The sequence below is a fragment of the Streptomyces sp. NPDC006655 genome, from assembly GCF_040703965.1.
Lineage (GTDB): Bacteria > Actinomycetota > Actinomycetes > Streptomycetales > Streptomycetaceae > Streptomyces.
Map to the genome: position 1 here is coordinate 36727 of NZ_JBEYJU010000016.1, position 19570 is coordinate 56296.

Below are 19570 nucleotides of genomic sequence, written 5' to 3' on the forward strand. Positions count from 1 at the left end.
ACCGACGGGGATTGGCTTCACCACCGATGAGCACCGTCAGTGTTGTGATCCCCTGCTACAAGTACGGCCACTTCCTCGCCGACTGCGTGAGCAGCGTCCTGGACGAGCAGGACGGCGTCGACGTCCGCGTGCTCATCATCGACGACGCCTCGCCCGACGACTCGGCCGAGGTCGCGCTCAAGCTGGCCGCCGCCGACCCGCGGATCGAGGTCCTCGTCCACGAGACGAACAAGGGACACATCGCCACCTACAACGAGGGTCTGATGGAGTGGGCCGACGGGGACTACGTGGCCCTCCTGTCCGCCGACGACCGGCTGGTGCCGGGCGCGCTGGTCCGCGCCGCCGCGCTGCTGGACGCCCACCCGGAGGCGGGGTTCGCCTACGGGCGCCCGCTGCGCTTCCAGCACGGCGGGCCCCTGCCCAAGGCCCGTACGACCAGCACCGGTTCGGTCGTCTACCCCGGCCACTGGTGGCTGGAGCGCCGCTTCCGGGAGGGCACCGGCTGCATCACCTCCCCGGAGGTCGTCGTCCGCACCGCCCTCCAGCGCACGGTCGGCGGCTACGACCCCGCCCTGCCGCACGCCGGTGACATCGAGATGTGGATGCGGCTCGCCGCCCACGCCGACGTCGGCTACGTACGCGGCGCCGACCAGGCCTACTACCGCGTGCACGGCAAGAACATGTCCACCGTCGACTTCGGCGGCCAGCTCGACGACCTGCGCCAGCGCCTGGTCGCCTTCGACTCGGTGCTCACCAAGTGCGGGGACCGGCTGCCGGGCGCCGACCGCCTGTCCGAGCAGGTCCACACCCGTCTCGCCCGCCACGCCCTGCGCCGCGCCTACCGGGCCTACGACCGGGGCCGTACCGACGTCGTACCGGTCGAGGAGTGCGTGGCCTTCGCCGCGCAGTGCCTGCCGGGATACCGGGCGCTGCCCGAGTACCGCGCGCTGCGGCTGCGCAGACGGATCGGGCCGAGGGCGATGCCGTACCTTCAGCCGCTGGTGTGGTCGGCCGTGGCCGAGCGCGGCAGGGAGGCGCTGTGGTGGGAGTCCTGGAAGCGCCGCGGCATCTGATGGGCCACCAGTTCCGGTCAGCCCGCGACGGGGAGCCGGCCGACGGGGCGGACCGGCTCCGCCAGACCGCCCCTCCCGGCCCTGCGGCGCAGCGCGTACCGGTCGCACCAGAGCGCCACCACGATCCCGCCGACGCCGCCCAGCAGAGCGGTGCCGGCCAGGGCCCGGGTCCTGGTGCCCTGCACCGGCGCGGCGCTCGCGGCGACCAGGACCGAGGCGCTGATCCGCGCCTCGGGGGCGACGCCCTCGGCGGTCTGGAGAGCCGTCACGTGCCGGGTGTACACGTCGATGACCCGGCTCACCGCGGTGTCGGCGTCGACGGCGGAGGAGCGCTGGGCCTGCACCTGGACCGAGGGGATCAGGTAGCGCGGTGTCGCGCTGGTGCCGCTGTTGCGCGGGATCAGCTGGTACGTCCCGGCCACCCCGGCGGCAGCCAGCTCCCTGTGCCCGGCGGGGGACTCCAACTGCTGGATCACGCCGTACGACAGGGTGGCCAGCGGCGGTTGGAGGTTCGTCAGCTGGTTGGGCTGGTTGCCGGTCACGGGCGGCTTGAGCACGATCACCGCCGAACTCAGGTACCGCGGTGCGGGATGCAGCACCTGGTAGGCGCCGGCCACCGTCAGCGCGAGCGCCAACAGCAGCACGTACCACCGGCGGAGCAGCGCTTCGGCGACGTCACGAGGCGACACGGGGATTCCTTCCGTCGTCACCGATCCTCGCAGGCGCCGGGGCGAACCGCCACCAAAAGGGAGATCTCATGAGCCTCGCCGACCTCTTGGCGATCATGCGCAGGCGCTGGTACTTCATGGTGCCGCTCACCCTGCTCAGCCTGCTCGCCGGCGGATACCTGTACCGCACCATCCCGGTGTCCTACGAGTCGCAGAGCTCCGTCACCCTGCTCGACTCCACGGCGATCGCCGACATGGCGCCCACCTTCGGCAACCCGATCTCGAACGCGGGCGGTTCGCTGGTCGTCACCGCCGACGTGCTGATCAGGACGCTCCAGTCCGGCGACTCCGCGAAGGAACTGCGCTCGCGCGGCGTCACGGACCCGTACACGGTCGGCTTCGCCGCGCAGTCCGACAGCCCGCTGCTCACCCTGGGCGTCACCGGGACCGACCGGGCGAAGGTGCTCCGCGAGACCACCACCCTCACCGACTTCACGGGGGAGCAGCTCAAAGCCCTGCAGGCCGCCTCCAGGGTGCCGAAGGGGTACACGGTGCAGACCGCGCCGGTCGTCCTGCCGCAGACCCCGGTCTCCCAGTCGAAGAGCCGCTACCAGAACATCGCGGCGGTCCTCATCGCCGGGATGGTCGGCGCGTTCCTGCTGTCCATCCTGGCCGAGGGCGTCGCCGTGGTACGCCGCCGCGGACGCGCCCTGGCCGGCTACGTGCCCCGGCGCCACCGCGCGAGCCCACCCGAGCGGCCCAGGGGGCTGCTGGTGCGCAGGCTGGACGCCACGACGATCCTCAGCGGCTACCTGGTGCTGGCCTTCTTCGTCCCCTCGAACCTCACCCTGCCCGCGCTCGGCGGCGTCGGCACCCCGGCCAACGTGTTCGCCCTGCTGGGACTCCTCTGGTACCTCGCGACCTGGCTCGGCGGCCGCATCCTGCCGGCCAGGGACACCAGGCTCCCGCGCGTGGCCATGTGCGTGCTCGCGGCGGCGGTCCTGCTGTCGTACCTCGCGGACGCGACCCGCGAGAGCTCGCACGAGGAGGTGCTGGGCGCCGACCGGGGCCTCATCGGACTCGGCGTGTGGACCGCGCTGGTGGTGCTCTCCTCGGCCGGCATCCAGGAGCGCAGCCGCCTGGACACGCTGATGCGCCGGGTCGTCGTGCTGGGCACGGTGGTGGCCCTCATCGGCTACTACGACTTCTTCGCGGCCACCAACATCGCGGACTCCATCCACATCCCGGGCCTGCACTCCAGCACGGCCGGCATCAGCACCATGGACCGCGGCTCGTTCACCCGGCCGCGCTCCACCACGTCGCATCCGCTGGAGTTCGGCGGCATGCTCGCCATCCTGGTCCCCTTCGCCGTCCACCAGGCCTTCGACCCGGTGCGCCGGCACGCGGGCGCGCTGCGCCGGTGGGGCCCGGTCGCGATCATGGCGGGCGCGCTGCCGCTGACGGTGTCCCGCACCTCCATCATCGGCGTCTTCATCGTGATCCTGGTGATGGTCCCGCGCTGGAAGCCGCAGCGCCGCTGGTCCGCGATCGGTCTGATCCTGGGTTCGGTGGCCGGCTTCAAGGTGATCATCCCGGGGCTGATCGGAACCATCACCGGTCTGTTCGCCAGCTTCCTGTCCAACTCCGACAGCAGCACCCAGGCACGCACCGTGAAGTACAGCGCGATCGTCCCCTACCTCAAGGAACACCCCTGGTTCGGGCGCGGGTTCGGCACCTTCACCCCCGACCTGTACTTCTTCACGGACAACCAGTACATGCTGACCCTCGCCGAGATGGGCGTCCTCGGACTGGTCGCGCTGCTCGTGCTGTTCGTCACCGGGATCCACCAGGGCGGGGCGATCCGCAGGCTCGCCCGCACCGAGTCGGACCGGGAACTCGGACAGGCGTTCCTCGCCTCGGCCCTGGTCGCCCTGGTCATCAGCGCCACCTTCGACGCGCTGAGCTTCCCCATGTACGCCGGGATGTTCTTCCTGACCCTGGGCGCCGGCGGCAGCTACCTCGGTTTCGTCCGGCGCGAGGCGGCCGGCGCCGTCCCCGTGCCCCGTGCGGCACCCGCGGTACCCGAAGCCGACCTTCCCCGACTCGTGGAGTCCCGATGAGCAGCGTCGCCGTCATCGTCGTCACCTGGAACAGCGCCCAGGTGCTGCCGGGGTTCCTCGCCGCGCTGCCGCACGCCATGACCGGCCTCGACTGGCGGCTGGTCGTCGCCGACAACGACTCCGCCGACGACACCGTCGAGGTGCTGCGGACCCTGGCCCCGGACGCCACCGTCGTCGGGACCGGCCGCAACGCCGGGTACGCGGCCGGGATCAACGCCGCGCTGCGGGCGGCCGGGGAGCACGACGCCGTGCTGATCTGCAACCCCGACGTCCGGATGCGGCCGGGCTGCGCCGCACGCCTCGTCGGCGGTCTCGGGGACGGGGTCGGGATCGCCGTACCCCTGCTCTACGAGGAGGGCTCGGACACCCCGCACCGTTCGCTGCGCCGGGAGCCGACCGTGCTGCGGGCGCTCGGCGAGGCGGTGATCGGCAACACCAGGGCGGGGCGCTTCCCGGCCCTGAGCGAGCTGGTCACCGACCCCGGCGCCTACCGGAGTCCGACCCGCGCGGACTGGGCGACCGGCGCGCTGATGGCCGTCTCCGCCGAGTGCCTGGCCGCCTGCGGGCCCTGGGACGAGTCCTTCTTCCTCTACTCGGAGGAGACCGAGTTCTGCCTGCGGGCCCGCGACCTGGGCTACGCCACCCGCCTGGAGCCGACCGCCGACGCCGTCCACCTGGGTGGCGACTCCCGCGTCTCGCCCCGGCTGTGGACCCTGCTCACCGTCAACCGGGTCCGGCTGTACCGGCGTCGGCACGGTCCGCTGGCGACGGCCGCGTTCCGTACCGCGGTGCTGCTCCGCGAGGCCTCACGCGCCGCCCTGGGCCGCCCGGCCAGCAGGGCGGCCGCGGCCGAACTGGCCCGCCCGGGAGCGCTGCGCGGGGTGCCGGGACCATGATGCGGGCGGCGGTGCGCGGGCGCCGCCGTCCCCGGCGGGCCGGCCGGGCGGAGCGTCAGCGCGCCGGCCGCGTCCGCACCGCGATCAGCGACTTCGGCACCCCGAGCACCCGTTCGCTCAGCAGCTCCGAGCGGGGGAAGAGGTAGCGCATCTCGGCGCGGGTCAGCAGTTCGATGTTGACGACGGCGTCCATCGCGGACTCGGGGCTGTCGGGGCGGCTGTGCACCAGCGGCCAGCGCCGCACCAGACGCGCCCGCGCGGCCAGCGGCAGGAACTGGAAGCCGGGGGCCACGAAGTGCGGCTCGACCGGGAAGTAGCGGTACGGCGTCTGGATCCAGTGCAGCGGGGCCAGCCGCTCCACGGCGGCGACGAACCTCCGCCGCTGGCTGTGGCCGCCGACGTGCTCGATGGTCGAGTTGGAGAACACCAGGTCGTAGCCGCCGTCGGCGCTCAGCGCGGCGGCGGTCTCCGGGTCGGTGACGTCGGCGTTCTGGGCGGTGATCCAGTCGGGCAGTTCGGCGGGGTGCGCCTCCAGGTTGATCAGGTGGACGTGCTTGGCGCGCACGGGGGCGCGCAGCCACATCTCCGCCGTGCCGCCCAGGTCCACCACGCTCATGTTCTCGATGCCGGGGAAGCAGCGCCGGAAGCGTTCCCAGCGGGCGATGCGGAGTTTCTCGCCGAGTGAGCCGGGGGCGTCGACGAACTTGTTCCTGAGGGCGCGGGACGGTGCCACGGGATCAACCACCTGGGATCGGAGGGGACGGAAGAGCGGGCCTCAACTGGGCTGTCGCCATCGGGTGTAGAAGCTGGCCGGGTTCATCAGGTACCGGACGGTGGGGTGCGGCACGTGGCGTACCCGGTGCCTGCGCGCGTACCGGCGGATCAGCTCCCAGTCCTCCCGGGGCAGCACCTCGGGGGTCCGGCGCAGCCGGCTGAAGTACAGGGCGCGGGTGCGGCGGGCGACGAAGGCGTTGGTGTCCAGGAAGGCCTCGCGGGCGGCCCGGCGCCGCTCGTACGGGACCGAGAGGACGTCGTTCTCGCTGCCGTCGGGCAGCACGCGACGCAGCGCCGTGTACACGCCGTCCGGCCCGCCGGGAGCCTCCAGGACCGCCAACGCCCGCTCCAGGTGGTCGGGTTCCCACAGGTTGTCGTCGTCGAGGAACGCCACGTACCGGGAGCGGGTGAGGCGGATGCCCACGTTGCGCACCACGCCCGCGACGCCGGTGTTGCGGGCCAGCGAGACGGCGAACAGGCGGGGATCGTCCGGTAGTTCGGGCAGTCCGGCGCCGTCGTCGACCACCATGACGACCTGGTCGCCCACCGTCTGGTCCAGCGCCGAGCGGACCGCGGCCCGCAGCGCCTCGGGCCGCCGGTGGGTGGCGATCACCGTGGCGACCAGCGCCGTGGGCGGCGCGGGCAGCGCGGCCGCCAGCCGCCGGGTCTCGGCGTCCTCCGTCCGGCGCAGCCGCACCGCGCTCGGGGCGAGCAGCACCTTGTTCCTGGCCTCGAACAGCACCAGCCAGCCGAACAGCGCCTTCAGCAGCGTCCAGGGCGCCCGGGCGAGGCGGCGCGCCACGGTGCCGGTCACGGGGACGGCTCCGGCTGCACCGGGCGGCCGTCGGACAGCCGGTTGCCGCGCCACTCGTTCCCGGCGCCGTCCGCGTTCCAGTGGGCGACCGTGCCGTAACCGCCGGACGCGGGGTGGTACTGGGTGGAGAACACGTTGTTCGTGACCTTGATCCCGGTGGCACCGGTGGCACCGCCGTAGAGGGCGTAGGCGCCGCCCGCGATCCAGTTGTGGTCGACGGTGACGTTGCGGACGACCCCGGCGTCGGCGAACAGGCCGATGCTGCCCGAGGCCCCCTGCTTCAGACCGGTGGGGTTGAGCAGCGTGTTGTGGCGGACGACCAGGTGCCCGGTGTTGCCGCCGCCGCTGATCACCGCGTTGGTGTGCTGCCACTCGCCGCTCTGGTTCACGAACGGCGCGATGTCGTGGACGTAGTTGTCGTGGATGTCGCCCTGGCCCATGGACAGGGCGTCGCCGAACACCGAGACGTCGCACCAGCCGACCTCGACGGAGCTGGTCCCCATGTTCGACACCGCGTAGTCGACGCCGCCGTTGTCCGGACCCTTGCCGGGGACGGCGGTGATGGTGGTGTGCAGGATCCGCAGTCCCTTGTGGCCGGGGCGCAGGTTGACGCCCCACCAGTTGGCGGAGGTGATCCTCGTGTCGATGACGGTGACGTCGTCGGCGTAGACGTCGAGGGAGCCGGTGATGTCCCAGCCCCGGATGACCGTGCCGTTCTCGCGGACGGACAGGTTGCCGGTCCTGTGCGGGGTGAGCGGGATGCGCGGTCCGGTGCTGCGGGCGTCGGGGAACCCGCAGGCGGCGGGGGAGGCACACGCGGCCTGCGGCGCCGGCTTGCCGGACGCGCCGCTGCTGCCGGGGGCCGTCGCGCCGGGGCCGGAGGGCGTCCCGGTGGCCGCGGTCGGCGCGGCGGTGCCCGCTGTTCCCGGCGTTCGCCGCGTTCCCGGCGTTCCCGTCGATCCGCTCGCCGGGCAGGTCAGCGCGGAGTCCGGGCAGTCCGGCCGGGCGGGCCCGGCCGATCCCGAGCAGGCGGTCGCGAGGACCGCGAGCAGTCCCGCGAGCAGCGGTCCCGCGACCCTGGCGAGGCCGGTACGTCGTGACATGGGATCACCTCGTGCCCTGGGGTGAGGAGCCGACGCGGGCGGCCGCCCGGGGGTGCTCCACCCCGCGCAGGAAGTCCCGGCTGGGCAGCACGCACACCGTGTAGCCGACCAGCGCGACGGTGGTGATGATGAGGAGCGCGAGCCGCCCGTCGCCGAGCGGAGCCCGCAGACCGAGGACGATCACGGTCATCACGGCGCCGCCCAGGAACGGCCAGGCACAGGCCCGGGCGATCCGGCCGAGGCCGATGCCGCCGCGGTGCAGGGCGACCAGGAAGACGGGCACCACCAGGCCGCCCGCGACCAGGACATGCCCCTGGGAGACCCCGACGATGCCGTTCAGGTGCGCGGCCACCAGGAGCACCGGGACCAGGGCCACCAGCCACAGACCCTGCACCAGGAAGAGCGAACGGCGTTGGCCGATCGCGACCAGGCAGTCGTAGGCCAGTTCGCCACCGATGCGGATCAGGCCGAGCGCCATCAGCCAGGGCAGCGCGGCCGCCGCGGGGACCCACTGGCCGCCGTAGACCAGCCGGATGACCGGCTCCGCGAGGCCGGCCAGCAGCACGCACAGCGGGACGGTACCGGTGATCAGCACGCCCAGGGCCCGGCTGAAGCCCTTGGCGAGCGCCTGCGGCGAGCCGGCCAGACGGGAGAACCCGGCGAAGGAGACCCGGCGCGCGGCCTCGGAGATGATGCGCACGGGCCAGCCGGAGATGTTGAAGGCGAGCACGTAGAACCCGAGCGACACGTTGCCGAGGGTCGCGCCCACCACCATGGTGTCGACGTTGACCACCGCCAGGGCCAGCATGCTCGCCCCCGCCAGGGGCAGCCCGAACCGCAGCAGCGCGCGGGCCTGTCCGGAGTCCCAGCCGAACCTCAGGGTGCCGGGGGCCGCCAGCGCGCAGCCGATCAGCGTGACGACGTTCCCGGCCACCGCCCCCCAGGCGAAGCTCATCGCGCCCCGGCCCGCGAAGGCCAGCAACAGCGTCACCGCGGTGCTGATCGCGAAGTTGAGCGCATCGATGATCATCCGCTTGCCCTGGGCGAACTCCCGGGTGAGGAAGCCTGCGGGGACCTGGGCCACCCCGTCGATCAGCACGCACAGGCACATCACCCGCAGGACGCCCGCGGCGTGCGGCGAGCCCAGCAGGCCCGCCACGCCCGGCGCCGTCGCGAACAGCGCCACGTACAGCAGCCCGCTGGAGAGGGTGCTCAGGGTCAGCACGGTCGGCGCGAACCGCCGGGCGTCCCCCTCCCAGCGCACGATGGCCAGGCCCACGCCCAGTTCGTTCGCGGACAGCAGGACCAGCAGGACGGTCTGGGCGATGCCGTACACGCCCCATTCCGCGGGGCCGAGGGCGAAGCGGGCCAGCAGGATGCCGGTCGCGAAGTTGCCCAGCCGCATCACGACGGTGTTGACCAGGCTCCACCGCGCCGCCGAACGCACCTTGCGGCCGAGGGAGGGAGCGGTGACGGTCGCGGCGGCTGTCACCGGGCCGGGGGGAGCGGGCGCGTCGCTCGTCTCACCGGTCCCGCTGTCCGGTGCGCGGGCGATGTCCATGAGTCGACTCCTCGTCGAGTGGCTCGGCGGCGGACGCCACGGCCATGGCGGGCCGCGGCGGGTCGGGCTCTGCGGCGGCCGGAGCGGTGCCGGCGGACTGCGACCAGCTGGGCGGCTGCCGGATGGCGAGCGTCTCCTCGACGAGCGACCTCCCGGCCGGCGCGGTCGCGGCGGCCGGCTTCTCGTCGGGTCCGGCGGGACCGGCGGGTCCGGCCTCCGCGGCCGGGCCGTGCGGGCGCTTGCGCGCCTCCGCGTAGAAGGCGGCGGCCAGGGTGAGGACGAGACCCAGGGCCCCGGCCATGACCATGTACTCCAGCCGCGTCTTGGTCTGCGCCGCCGGGTTCTGCGGCGGCACGATCGTCGTCATCCGGATCATGGCCTTGGGGGCGACCGACTGCTGCTTCTGGAACTGGTCGAGACGTTCCTCGGCGTACGCGGTCAGGAGCCTGTCCGAGGACAGCACCGCGGCCTTGTCGGTGCCGGTGACGGTGAGCCACAGCAGCGGCCCCTGCGCGTTGTCGGCGAGCTTGGCCTCGACGGTGCCCTTGGCGCCGCGGGCCTTGAGATCCCGCAGCGAGTCGTCGGAGTTGAGGTTGCGGGCCAGGCTGTCGGCCATGCCGGTGAGCGAGGTCTGGGTGCTGAGGAAGGGATTGCCGTCGTAGGCCACCGTCGCCTTCTGGGAGTTCAGCAGCACCACGGTGCTCTGCGACTGGTACGTCACCGGGACCAGCACGGTCACCGCGAAGACCAGGCCGGCGGTCAGCAGCAGCCCCGGCAGCAGGACGTACCAGCGCCTGCGCAGCACCCGGGCGATCTCAGCGAGATCCATGACGGTTCCCCCTCGCGACCAGACGTTCGACGAGCATATGTTGCAAGCGGATCATATGGGGAACGTTCGATCCTTGGGTCGGGGCCGATCGGTCGGTCTCGGGCGGGAGTCGGCGGTGCCGCCGGCCAGCAGCACCTCGGCGATGCGGTCGCTCGCGCGGCCGTCCCACAGGTCGGGCCGGCGCGGCGCGGGCGGCGCGTCCAGCACCGCGTGCACGGTGGCCGTGATCCGCGCGGGATCCCGGCCGGCCAGCACGTTGGTGCCCTGCTCGACGGTGACCGGCCGCTCGGTGTTGTCCCGCAGCGTCACGCACGGCACGCCGAGCGCGGTGGTCTCCTCCTGCACCCCGCCCGAATCGGTGAGGACGACCCGGGCGGCATCCTGCAGCGCGATGAAGTCGAGGTATCCGGCGGGCGGTACGAGCCGCACACCCCCCGGCACGCCGATCTCGGCCAGCCGGCCGGCCGCCCGTGGGTGCACGGGCAGCACGAGCGGCAGGCGGCCGGCGACCTCTCCCAGGGCCTTCAGCAGCCCCGTGAGGACCTCGGGGTCGTCCACGTTGGCCGGCCGGTGCAGGGTGACCAGGCCGAACCCGCCCTCGGCCAGGTCGAACCGGTCCAGGACGTCCGAGGCGCGGGCCCGCTCCAGGTTGGCGAGGAGCGTGTCGATCATGACGTTGCCGACCAGGTGGATCTGGTCCTCCCGGTAGCCCTCGGCGCGCAGGTTGTCGACGGCGTCGGGGGAGGGGGCCAGCAGGTAGTCGCTGACCCGGTCGGTGGCGACCCGGTTGACCTCCTCCGGCATGCTCCAGTCACGGCTGCGCAGCCCCGCCTCGACATGGGCCAGCAGCGGCCCGGCCTTGGCGGTGACCAGGGCGCAGGCCAGCGTGGAGTTGATGTCGCCGACCACCACGACGACGTCCGGGGCCACCTCGGCGAGCAGCGGCTCGAACGCGGTCATCACGCGGCCCGTCTGCTCGGCGTGGCTGCCGGAGCCGACGCCGAGGAAGCGGTCGGGCGGGCGGATGCCGAGGTCGGCGAAGAACACGTCGTTCATCGCCGGGTCGTAGTGCTGGCCGGTGTGGACGAGGAGCACCTCGGCGCCCCGGGCCTCCAGGGCGTCCATCACCGGTTTGATCTTCATGTAGTTGGGGCGGGCCCCGGCCACACAGACGACTCGCATGGTTCAGAGCACCTCGATGGTGGGTCCGGACGGCAGCCTGCGGCGGCAGTCCAGGACGAAGGGGGCGTGTTCGGCGACGAGTTCGTAGTCGAAGCCGTCGTGGTCGGTGAGCAGCACCACCACGTCGGCGTCCGCCAGCTCCCGCTGGGTCGGTTCGACCCGCACCAGCCGGCTGTCCACCGGCAGGCTCTCCACCACGTGCGGGTCGGCCGCCCTGACCTGCGCGCCCATGTCCAGCAGCAGCTGGGAGATGCGCAGCGCGGGCGACTCGCGAGCGTCGCCGGTGTTTTTCTTGTACGCGAGGCCCAGCAGCAGGATGCGCGAGCCGTTCACCGAGCGGCGCCTGTCGTTGAACAGCTCGCTGATGCGCCGTGTCACGTACTCGGGCATGTGGCTGTTGATGTCGTTGGCCAGCTCCACGAAGCGGAAGCTCTGCCCGAGTTCGCGCTGCACCCGCCAGGACAGGTACGAGGGGTCGATCGGCAGGCAGTGCCCGCCGACACCCGGCCCGGGCGTGAACCTCATGAAGCCGAAGGGCTTGGTCGAGGCGGCGTCGATGGCCTGCCAGACGTCGATGTCCAGGTGGTGCGCGAACATCGCGATCTCGTTGACCAGCGCGATGTTCACGTGCCGGAACGTGTTCTCCAGGAGCTTGGCGAGCTCCGCCTCCTTGGGCGAGCCCACCGGCACGGTGGTGTCGACGAGTTGGGCGTAGAAGCCCTGAACGGCCTTGAGCGAGGCCTCGTTGACGCCGGAGACCACCTTCGGGGTCTCCTTGAAGCCCCACACCGTGTTGCCCGGGTCGATCCGCTCGGGGCTGTACCCCAGGTGGAAGTCGGAGCCCGCGGTCAGGCCCGACCCCTCCTCCAGGATCGGGGCGAACAGCTCCTGGGTGGTGCCGGGGTAGGTGGTCGACTCCAGGACGACGGTGGCCCCGGGGCGCAGATAGCGGGCGAGGGTGACCGCCGAATCCCTGATGTAGCGCAGGTCGGGGGTGCCCTCGTGCAGCGGGGTCGGCACGGTCACCACGGCGATGTCGAAACCGCCGCAGTCCCGGGCCGCGTCGCTCGGGCGGTAGGTGCCGTTGTCCAGGGCCGCCCGGATGCGCTCGGAGGAGACGTCCTCGACGAAGGACTCACCGGCGGCGAGACTCTTGATCCGCCGGGTGTCGACGTCGTAGCCGATCACCTCGTGGCCGACCTCGGCGGCCCGGACGGCCAGCGGGAGGCCGACGTATCCCTGTCCAACCACGACGACACGCATCAGTGACTCCTGTTCGCGGGAGCGGCCGGCGGGGCGGGGCGGAACCGCTCGCGCGCCGTCATGAGGAGGAAGGCCACATTGGTGGTGAGATAGCGGCGGCCCAGCCGGCGCGGCTCCTGGAGCGCGCGGTAGAGCCATTCCATGCCCAGCCGCTGCCAGGACTGCGGGGCCCGCTTGGTGACCCCGGCCAGGATGTCGAAGGAGCCGCCCACGCCGTGCACCACACGGGCGCCGGTGCGGGTGCCGTACGCGGCGGTGAAGATCTCCTTCTTCGGCGAGGTCATGCCGAGGAACAGCAACTGGCCGCCGCTGCGGGCGATCCCGTCCGCTATCTCCTCCTGCTCGGAGTCGTCGAAGTAGCCGTTGCGGCTGCCGGCCACCTTCAGGCCGGGGAAGCGGTCGGCCACCTGGAGCAGCATCCGCTCCAGCACCTCCTGCCGCGCGCCGAGGAAGTACACCGAGAAGCCCGCGGCCTCCGCCTCCGCCAGCAGCCGCAGGAACAGGTCGATCCCGGCCACCCGCTCCGGCAGCGGGGCGCGCAGCACCCGGCCGGCCCAGACCACGGCCTGTCCGTCGGCCAGCACCAGGTCGCAGCCGGCCACGGCCCTGGCGAGCCGTTCGTCCCGCCGCATGGTGACCAGCTTCGCGGCGTTGACCACGCCGATCTCCAGCTGTCCGCCGTCCCGGACCGCCGCCAGGCAGCGTGCCACGGTCTCGTCCATCGTCAGCGGGTCGAGCTCGACCCCGAACAGCGTTCTTCGCTCGCTCATATCCGGCCCCCCTGCCAGGCGTAGAGCATCCAGCCGAGTTCGTACGGCCGGCATTCACGGTCCACGGCGACCGGCCGGTACACCCGGTCCAGGGCCTTCAGCCGAAGGCTCGGGGCGATGCGGGTGGACAGGCCCCGGGCCGCCCGTACGGCCTTCTTCGGGTCCCCCCGGTACACCTTGCGCCAGGTGGCGCCGAGTTCGTCCAGGATCATGGGTTCCCGGGACCCGGAGCCGGCCAGTTCGGGAACGTCCGTCATCCAGCGCAGGCCCCTGCGGATCGCCGCGCCGAAGTCGGAGCCGCCCGCGTCGGCCAGGTCGAACAGGGCCGTCGGCGCCATCGCGTGCTGGTGGACGCTGTAGACCGGGTAGCCCTCGACGACACCTCCGGTGCGCGCGTCGTAGTGCCACCACCACTGCCCGTCCTCGCCCTGCAGCTCACAGATGCGCGCCGCGCACGCGTCCGCCGCGGCCAGCGCCTGCGGATCGCCGTCCCCGTCGCCACTGGCGTGGGCACGGGCCAGGGCCTGCAACGGGTACGTCTGATCGGCGAAGCAGCAGACATGCGCCCGGTACCAGGGCAGCAGGCCGGGTCCGGTGGCGTGGGGGAAGAGCGGGCTGTCGCCGATCCGGGCCCGCAGCAGCCGGTCGCGAGCCGCGCTGAAACGTCTCTCCACATCGACCGTGTCACGCGCCGCCGCGAGGGCGGACAGCACCCAGGCGGCCTCGACGGTGTACTGCGGACGGTCCGGGTCGTCCAGCGCCTCGACCCGGGCCAGGGCGTCGGACAGCTTGGGGTGCCCGGTCTCCGCGGCGGCCCAGGCGATGAGCGCGGAGTCGCCCAGGTTGGTCACCGCGGGCAGCGACTCCACCAGCAGCCCGGCGAACTCCTGGGCGGTACGGCCGCCGAGCACCGCGCGCTGGCGGTCCTCGGGCAGGTACTGCGCACCGAGCACGGTGATCGCCGCGTACCGGGTGCTGATCCCGCGCCGCTCCAGCGTCCAGCGGCCATCGGGGTCCTGGTGCCCGGCCATGGTGAAGGCGAAGGCCTCACCGCCCGGCAGCAGCATCGACGGCAGCCCCGACTCGGCAACGGTGAGCAGCCGTTGGGCGAGCGCGAACAGCGAAGGGTCCGCGAGTTCGAGCGCTGCCAGGCGTGTCGTGGTCATGATCTGGGCACACCAACCCCCCTGTGGGTCCTTTATGCGCATGCTTGAGTACGCCTCGGCACAGTCGGCCGGGCGGGACGAAGAAGGCGGACGTCAGTGGTCAGCCGTCAGGACGGTCGTCGCTCCCGGCTGGAGGCGTAGCTGTCCACACCACGTAGTAACCCCCCCTGGGCACTTATGGTTTGTGCGCTCATTGTGCTTTGTCTGCACAGTTCGCGCACATGTTATGCCACTAGATGTTCGAGGAATTGCGTTTTGCGGGAAACAGCTGAAAACAGCTGTCATGAGCGTTCGACGAGCTCGCCGTCCTTCTCGTCGTGCAGCGCGCCCGTCTCGGGACACTCCCAGACGCCCGGCTCCGCGTCCCGCTCGACCAGCCGTACGCCGGCCCGGCCCACCCAGCCGATCCGGCGCGCCGGAACCCCGGCCACGAGCGCGAAGTCCGGCACGTCCCGGGTCACCACCGCACCCGCCGCCACCAGCGCCCAGCGGCCCACCCGCACCGGCGCCACACACACCGAACGAGCTCCCAGCGACGCCCCCTCGGCCACCACCACGGCCACGGCCTCCCAGTCGCCCCCGCGCTTGAGCCTGCCCCGCGGATCCACCGAACGCGGGAAGTAGTCGTTGGTGAGGACCGCGGCCGGGCCCACGAACACCCCGTCGCCGAGCACCGCGGGTTCGTAGACCAGCGCGTAGTTCTGCAACTTCACGTTGTCGCCGATCCGCACGCCCGGGCCGACGTAGGCGCCCCGGCCCACGATGCAGCCGCTGCCCAGCCTCGCGTCCTCCCGGATCTGGGCCAGATCCCAGACCGCCGTTCCGTCGCCGACCGTGGCCCTGTCGTCGACCTGGGCGGTGGGCTGGACCTTGAAGTTCACCTGGTTGAACCTTTCTTCTCAGTGGGTCGTCGAGGTGTCCGTAGGCGTCGGCCGGATCCCTGATGCCGCCGACCGCGAGGTCGTCACCGACCGACTCCACGAGACGACAAAGGTGCCTTCATGCGCATCACCCTACTTGTCCAGGACACGCCGAAGGGGCGGAATCCGCACACTGTGGGGGTGGGGTGACCCGTGCGAGTGGCCGGGGCGGGCTCCCGGTGTCAGCCTGGGGTTCCGGGTGTGCAAGGGACGGAAGCGGATGACCTCTGAGATCGGCGGGCCGGCCGTCCCCCGGGAGGAGTTCGACGCGTTGTTCGCGGCGCTCCGTACCTGGGGGCGCTGGCAGCGTGCCGACCGGGGTGCCTTCAACCGGGTGACCGCCGGACACGCCCGCCGGGCCGCCGCCCTGGTGCGGTCCGGGACGGTCGTGCCGACGGCGCTGCCCTGGAACACCCGCTCCGGACCGGACAACCCCACTCCGGCGCTGCACCACATGACGGATCTCGGCGACGTGGAGAGCCCGGAGCCGGCCACCCACAAGGACTTCGTCGCGGCCGACTACCACGGCAAGGGCGTCACCCATCTCGACGCCCTCAGCCATGTCGCCTACCGCGGGGAGCTGTACGACGGCCGGCGCGCCCGCGACCACATCGACGCCGCGGGCGCCCGCTTCGGCGCGGTGTCGGCGCTCGGGCCGCTCGTCACGACGGGCGTGCTGCTCGACATGCCCGCCGTCCTCGGCCTCGACTGGCTCGAACCGGGGCGGGCGGTACGCGCGGCCGACGTCCTCACGGCCGAGCGGGCGCTCGGCGTGACCGTCGGCGAAGGCGACGCCGTACTGCTGCGCTCCGGCCACGCCAGGCGCCGACGGGAACGCGGCGCCTGGGACTCGGCGGCGTCGAGCGCGGGCTTCCACGTGGACGCGCTGCCGCTGCTGGCGGAACGGGGCATCGCGCTGCTCGGCGGAGATGGCGACAGCGACGTACGGCCCTCACCGGTGCCCGGGGTGCACTCGCCCGTGCACGCCCTCGCGGTGGCCGCGCTCGGAGTGCCGCTGCTCGACAACCTCGACCTGGAAGCGCTGTCCGCCGCTGCCGCCGAGGCGGGCCGGTACACCTTCATGCTGGTCGTGGCGCCGCTGGACATTCCGGGCGGGACCGGATCGCCCGTCAACCCGGTCGCGGTCCTGTGACCGCCGCGGGCCGCGGGCGGGATCCGGCAGGCGATGACTCTCGCGTTCAATGTCCGTATTCTCGTTTATGTCGCTTTCTTTGCGAAAAACTGATTCTTGCGACGGTGAGCGAGGCGCAGAGTGATGCGGTCCGGCGGGCAACCAGTTCCGGCCAGGCGGCCGACGGGTGATGCGGGTCCCGTACGTTTCCGTGAGCGGTTCCTGCAGGGTGAGCAGGTCGACAGCGGAGTACGGGCGCCGATCCTGGGCTCCTGGCTGCGCTGCCGGTCCCTCGGTCTCTCCTCCGACCGGGCCGACCTGCCCTTCCACGGGGACTTCGACCCCGACGGGCCGCTCGTGCGGGCCGCGGTTCCCGTGCTGGACCGGCTCCAGGCCCGGTTCTCGGGCAGCCAGATCAACATCTCGCTCGCGGACGCGGGCGGCACCGTCCTGCTGCGCCGCTTCGGCGACCCGGCGATGTCCCGCAGCCTGCCCGCGATCCAGGTGGAGCCCGGCTTCGTCTTCGCCGAACGGTTCGCCGGCACCAACGGGATCGGGCTCGCCCTCGCCGAGCGCGGCCTCGTCCGGGTCTTCGGCGCCGAGCACTTCGCGGAACGCGCCCAGGGCAACGCCTGTATCGCCGCGCCCGTCCGGGACCCGCTGAGCGGGCGCATGGAGGGCGTGCTGTGCTTCGGCTACCACCGCAGCGCCGAGGCCCCGGTCCTGGGCGACATCATCTGCCGGGCGGTACGGGCCGTGGAGGGCAGGCTGCTACGGCAGAGCTCGGCCCGCGAGCGGGTCCTGCTCAGGGCGTACGAGGCCGCCGCCGACCTCCCCCCGGGGCGCCCGGTGGACGAACGGGTCCTGGACCTGCGCCCCGGTGACCGGGCCATCCTCATGGAGAAGGCGGCCGAGCTCATCTCCCGCGGCCGGTACGCCGCCATGGGCGTCTCCCTCTCCGACGGCCGCCGCGTCACGCTCGTCAGCCGCCGGGTGACCGGCCCCTCGGGGGTGCAGGGCCTCGCCGTGGAGATGCTGCTGCCCGGCCTCGCGGCGACGACGCCCCTGGACGTCTCGCGTCATCAGGTGCGGCTGGACACGGCCTTCGGGGCCGTGGCGGGGAACGGGCTCGGGGCTCCGGGGGGCACCCTCATGGTCGGTCGGCTGCACGCCGCCGCACGGCACGCGGTGGCGGCGGGAACGCCCGGAGGCACGACCCGGACGAACCCGGCCGGGCCCCCGGACCGTTCCCCCGCCGGACGCCCACCCGCCCTCCTCCTCGCCCCCGCCCCGCCCGGTCCCCCCACGGAGGCTGCGGTCGCCGCCCCGTCCGGTTCTCCCGCCGAGGGCTCCGTCGCCGCCCCGTCCGGTTCTCCCGCCGAGGGCTCCGTCGCCGCCCCCTGCGGTCCTCCCGCCGAGCCCTCCGCCGCCGCCTCGCCCTGGTCGGCCCTGCGTCCCGCCTCCCCGCCGCTGTCAACCGGGCCGGTCCCCGAGGGTGCAGCCCGCACCGGCACGGGCGACGGGGGTGCCGCCCGCACCGGCGCAGCCGTCCCGGGCCCCGAACCTCCCGGCGCCGCGCGACGGCTCGTCCTCTTCGGTGAGCCCGAGGTCGGCGCCTACGCCCTGGCCGCGCGCCGCAGGCTGGAGCTGCTGTCCGAGGCCAGCACACGGATCGGCACGACGCTCGACGTCCGCCGCACCGCCGAGGAAATGGCGCTGACGGCCGTACCGAGGCTCGCCGACCACGTGACCGTCGACCTGCCCGACGCGGTACTGCGCGGCGAGGAGGCCGACGACCCGCTCGGCGACCTGCGCCGGACGGTGGTGCACGGAGTCCGGGACGGACTGCCCTTCACTCCGGTCGGCAAGCGGATCGACTTCGGTCCCGCCACCCCGCAGCTGCGCTGTCTCAGCAACGGCCGGGCCGAGCTGGAGCCGGACCTCCAGGCCGCCGCCGGCTGGCTCGCACAGGATCCCGAGCACACCGAACGGCTGCTCGCGGAGGTGCACTCGCTCATCGCCGTACCGCTGGTGGCCCGGGGCGTCGTCCTCGGCATCGCCAGCTTCTACCGCGGGCAGGGTTCCGCCCCCTTCGGCGACGACGACCGCTCGCTGGCGCTGGAACTGGCCAGCAGGGCCGCCCTCTCGATCGACAACGCCCGCCGGTACACCCACGAACGTTCGATGGTGCTGGCCCTCCAGCGCAGACTGCTCCCGCACGGGCTGCCCGACCAGGACGCCGCGGAGATCGCCCACCGCTACCTGCCCGCCGAGTCGGACGTGGGCGGCGACTGGTACGACGTCATCCCGCTCTCCGGCACCCGGATCGGGCTGCTCGTCGGCGACGTCGTCGGACACGGCATGCTGTCGGCGGCCACCATGGGCCGGCTGCGCACCGCCGCCCGCAGCTTCGCCGAGCTGGACTTCCCGCCGGACGAGGTGCTCACCCACCTCGACAACCTGGTCGGCCGACTGGACCGCGACGACCCCGACGGCGAGGGCTCCGGCATCATCGGCGCGACCTGCCTGTACGTCGTCTACGACCCCACCACGCAACGCTGCGTCATGGCCCGCGCCGGCCACCCGCCGCCCGCGCTGGTCGGCCCCGACGGCAGCGTCCGCTACCCCGACCTGCCCGCGGGACCCCCGCTCGGGCTCGGCGGGCTGCCCTTCGACGCCGTCGAGGTCGACCTGCCGGAGGACAGCCAACTGGTCCTCTACACGGACGGACTCATCGAGGACCGCCACCGCGACGTCGACGCCGTACTCGAACAGCTGCGCGGTGCCCTGGCCGGCCACCCGGAGCGCACGCCCGAGGAGACCTGCCGGGCCATCCTGGACCGGGTGGCACCCGCCCACCCCTGCGACGACATCGCCCTGCTCGTGGTCCGCACCCACGGACTGGCCGCCGACCGGATCGCCACCTGGGAACTGGCCCCCGACCCGGCCCTCGTCGGCGAGGTCCGTGCCGCCGCCCTCGCCAAGCTCACCGAATGGGGTCTGGACGACACCGCGTTCGCCATGGAGCTGATCCTGAGCGAGCTGGTCACCAACGCCATCCGGCACGGCACCGGCCCCATCCGGGTACGGCTGCTGCACCACCGCACCGTGATCTGCGAGGTCGTCGACACCAGCAGCACCGCCCCGCACCTGCGCCGGGCGGCCAGCACCGACGAGGGCGGCCGCGGCCTGTTCCTGGTCGCCCAGCTCGCCCGGGCCTGGGGCACCCGGCACCTGTCCCAGGGCAAGGTCATCTGGGCCGAATGCGGACTCGACGGCGTGTGAGGCGAAGACAGCCA

The 19570-nt window shown here is 72.9% G+C and carries 16 protein-coding genes; 5 read left to right on the plus strand and 11 right to left on the minus strand.

Features of this window, described 5'->3' with window-relative positions:
• Positions 1-26: 26 nt before the first annotated feature.
• Positions 27-1073 (plus strand): glycosyltransferase, encoded by a 1047-nt coding sequence (locus tag AB0958_RS12300; protein ID WP_366890303.1) that lies wholly within the window; start codon positions 27-29, stop codon positions 1071-1073.
• Between the two features lie 17 nt (positions 1074-1090).
• On the opposite strand, the gene AB0958_RS12305 is transcribed toward AB0958_RS12300, so the two are convergent.
• Positions 1091-1762, minus strand: coding sequence for a hypothetical protein (locus tag AB0958_RS12305; protein ID WP_366890304.1), 672 nt, complete (start codon positions 1760-1762; stop codon positions 1091-1093).
• A 68-nt stretch (positions 1763-1830) separates the two neighbouring features.
• On the opposite strand from AB0958_RS12305, the gene AB0958_RS12310 reads away from it, so the two are divergent.
• Both AB0958_RS12310 and AB0958_RS12315 read left to right on the plus strand, forming a co-directional pair.
• Positions 1831-3861 (plus strand): O-antigen ligase family protein, encoded by a 2031-nt coding sequence (locus tag AB0958_RS12310; RefSeq protein ID WP_366890306.1) that lies wholly within the window; start codon positions 1831-1833, stop codon positions 3859-3861.
• On the plus strand, positions 3858-4757 hold the full coding sequence (locus tag AB0958_RS12315) for a glycosyltransferase family 2 protein (RefSeq protein WP_366890307.1): 900 nt from the start codon (positions 3858-3860) through the stop codon (positions 4755-4757). The genes AB0958_RS12310 and AB0958_RS12315 overlap by 4 nt, the downstream gene beginning before the upstream one ends.
• 55 nt (positions 4758-4812) lie before the next feature.
• On the opposite strand, the gene AB0958_RS12320 is transcribed toward AB0958_RS12315, so the two are convergent.
• From AB0958_RS12320 to AB0958_RS12365, 10 genes are all read right to left on the minus strand, one after another.
• The gene (locus AB0958_RS12320) at positions 4813-5490 is read right to left on the minus strand and encodes a class I SAM-dependent methyltransferase (RefSeq protein WP_366890308.1); all 678 of its coding nucleotides are present in this window, start codon (positions 5488-5490) and stop codon (positions 4813-4815) included.
• 42 nt (positions 5491-5532) lie between these two features.
• Positions 5533-6345, minus strand: coding sequence for a glycosyltransferase family 2 protein (locus AB0958_RS12325; protein WP_366890309.1), 813 nt, complete (start codon positions 6343-6345; stop codon positions 5533-5535).
• The gene (locus AB0958_RS12330) at positions 6342-7448 is read right to left on the minus strand and encodes a hypothetical protein (RefSeq protein WP_366890310.1); all 1107 of its coding nucleotides are present in this window, start codon (positions 7446-7448) and stop codon (positions 6342-6344) included. The genes AB0958_RS12325 and AB0958_RS12330 overlap by 4 nt, the downstream gene beginning before the upstream one ends.
• 4 nt (positions 7449-7452) lie before the next feature.
• Positions 7453-9009 carry an oligosaccharide flippase family protein gene (locus AB0958_RS12335; protein ID WP_366890311.1) on the minus strand — a complete coding sequence of 519 codons (1557 nt, stop codon included), beginning with the start codon at positions 9007-9009 and terminating at the stop codon, positions 7453-7455.
• Positions 8972-9838: a chain length determinant protein gene (locus tag AB0958_RS12340; protein ID WP_366890312.1), complete on the minus strand. Its 867-nt coding sequence runs from the start codon at positions 9836-9838 to the stop codon at positions 8972-8974. The genes AB0958_RS12335 and AB0958_RS12340 overlap by 38 nt, the downstream gene beginning before the upstream one ends.
• Before the next feature lie 51 nt (positions 9839-9889).
• Positions 9890-11020, minus strand: a complete 1131-nt coding sequence (gene wecB, locus AB0958_RS12345; RefSeq protein WP_366890313.1) for a UDP-N-acetylglucosamine 2-epimerase (non-hydrolyzing) — start codon at positions 11018-11020, stop codon at positions 9890-9892.
• Between the two features lie 3 nt (positions 11021-11023).
• Complete coding sequence (locus AB0958_RS12350) at positions 11024-12283, minus strand: nucleotide sugar dehydrogenase (protein WP_366890314.1); 1260 nt, start codon at positions 12281-12283, stop codon at positions 11024-11026.
• Entirely contained in the window at positions 12283-13053 is a 771-nt protein-coding gene (locus tag AB0958_RS12355; RefSeq protein WP_366890315.1) for a WecB/TagA/CpsF family glycosyltransferase, read from the minus strand. Before AB0958_RS12355 ends, AB0958_RS12350 begins: the two co-directional genes overlap by 1 nt.
• Positions 13050-14219 carry a hypothetical protein gene (locus AB0958_RS12360; RefSeq protein ID WP_366890316.1) on the minus strand — a complete coding sequence of 390 codons (1170 nt, stop codon included), beginning with the start codon at positions 14217-14219 and terminating at the stop codon, positions 13050-13052. The genes AB0958_RS12355 and AB0958_RS12360 overlap by 4 nt, the downstream gene beginning before the upstream one ends.
• A 281-nt stretch (positions 14220-14500) precedes the next feature.
• Positions 14501-15100, minus strand: a complete 600-nt coding sequence (locus tag AB0958_RS12365) for an acyltransferase (protein ID WP_366890317.1) — start codon at positions 15098-15100, stop codon at positions 14501-14503.
• A gap of 259 nt (positions 15101-15359) precedes the next feature.
• Here AB0958_RS12365 and AB0958_RS12370 point away from each other — a divergent pair, with 259 nt between their 5' ends.
• Together AB0958_RS12370 and AB0958_RS12375 are read left to right on the plus strand one after the other, a co-directional pair.
• Entirely contained in the window at positions 15360-16292 is a 933-nt protein-coding gene (locus tag AB0958_RS12370) for a cyclase family protein (RefSeq protein WP_366890318.1), read from the plus strand.
• Positions 16293-16415: 123 nt separating this feature from the next.
• Positions 16416-19556, plus strand: coding sequence for a SpoIIE family protein phosphatase (locus AB0958_RS12375; RefSeq protein WP_366890319.1), 3141 nt, complete (start codon positions 16416-16418; stop codon positions 19554-19556).
• Positions 19557-19570: the final 14 nt, after the last annotated feature.

What these genes read in the sequence shown, in the direction of transcription:
- AB0958_RS12300 (WP_366890303.1), top strand. Translation starts at nt 27, where the DNA reads ATGAGCACCGTCAGTGTTGTGATCCCCTGCTACAAGTACGGCCACTTC.
- AB0958_RS12310 (WP_366890306.1), top strand. Translation starts at nt 1,831, where the DNA reads ATGAGCCTCGCCGACCTCTTGGCGATCATGCGCAGGCGCTGGTACTTC.
- AB0958_RS12315 (WP_366890307.1), top strand. Translation starts at nt 3,858, where the DNA reads ATGAGCAGCGTCGCCGTCATCGTCGTCACCTGGAACAGCGCCCAGGTG.
- AB0958_RS12330 (WP_366890310.1), bottom strand. Translation starts at nt 7,448, where the DNA reads ATGTCACGACGTACCGGCCTCGCCAGGGTCGCGGGACCGCTGCTCGCG.
- AB0958_RS12335 (WP_366890311.1), bottom strand. Translation starts at nt 9,009, where the DNA reads ATGGACATCGCCCGCGCACCGGACAGCGGGACCGGTGAGACGAGCGAC.
- AB0958_RS12340 (WP_366890312.1), bottom strand. Translation starts at nt 9,838, where the DNA reads ATGGATCTCGCTGAGATCGCCCGGGTGCTGCGCAGGCGCTGGTACGTC.
- wecB (WP_366890313.1), bottom strand. Translation starts at nt 11,020, where the DNA reads ATGCGAGTCGTCTGTGTGGCCGGGGCCCGCCCCAACTACATGAAGATC.
- AB0958_RS12350 (WP_366890314.1), bottom strand. Translation starts at nt 12,283, where the DNA reads ATGCGTGTCGTCGTGGTTGGACAGGGATACGTCGGCCTCCCGCTGGCC.
- AB0958_RS12355 (WP_366890315.1), bottom strand. Translation starts at nt 13,053, where the DNA reads ATGAGCGAGCGAAGAACGCTGTTCGGGGTCGAGCTCGACCCGCTGACG.
- AB0958_RS12360 (WP_366890316.1), bottom strand. Translation starts at nt 14,219, where the DNA reads ATGACCACGACACGCCTGGCAGCGCTCGAACTCGCGGACCCTTCGCTG.
- AB0958_RS12370 (WP_366890318.1), top strand. Translation starts at nt 15,360, where the DNA reads ATGACCTCTGAGATCGGCGGGCCGGCCGTCCCCCGGGAGGAGTTCGAC.
- AB0958_RS12375 (WP_366890319.1), top strand. Translation starts at nt 16,416, where the DNA reads ATGCGGTCCGGCGGGCAACCAGTTCCGGCCAGGCGGCCGACGGGTGAT.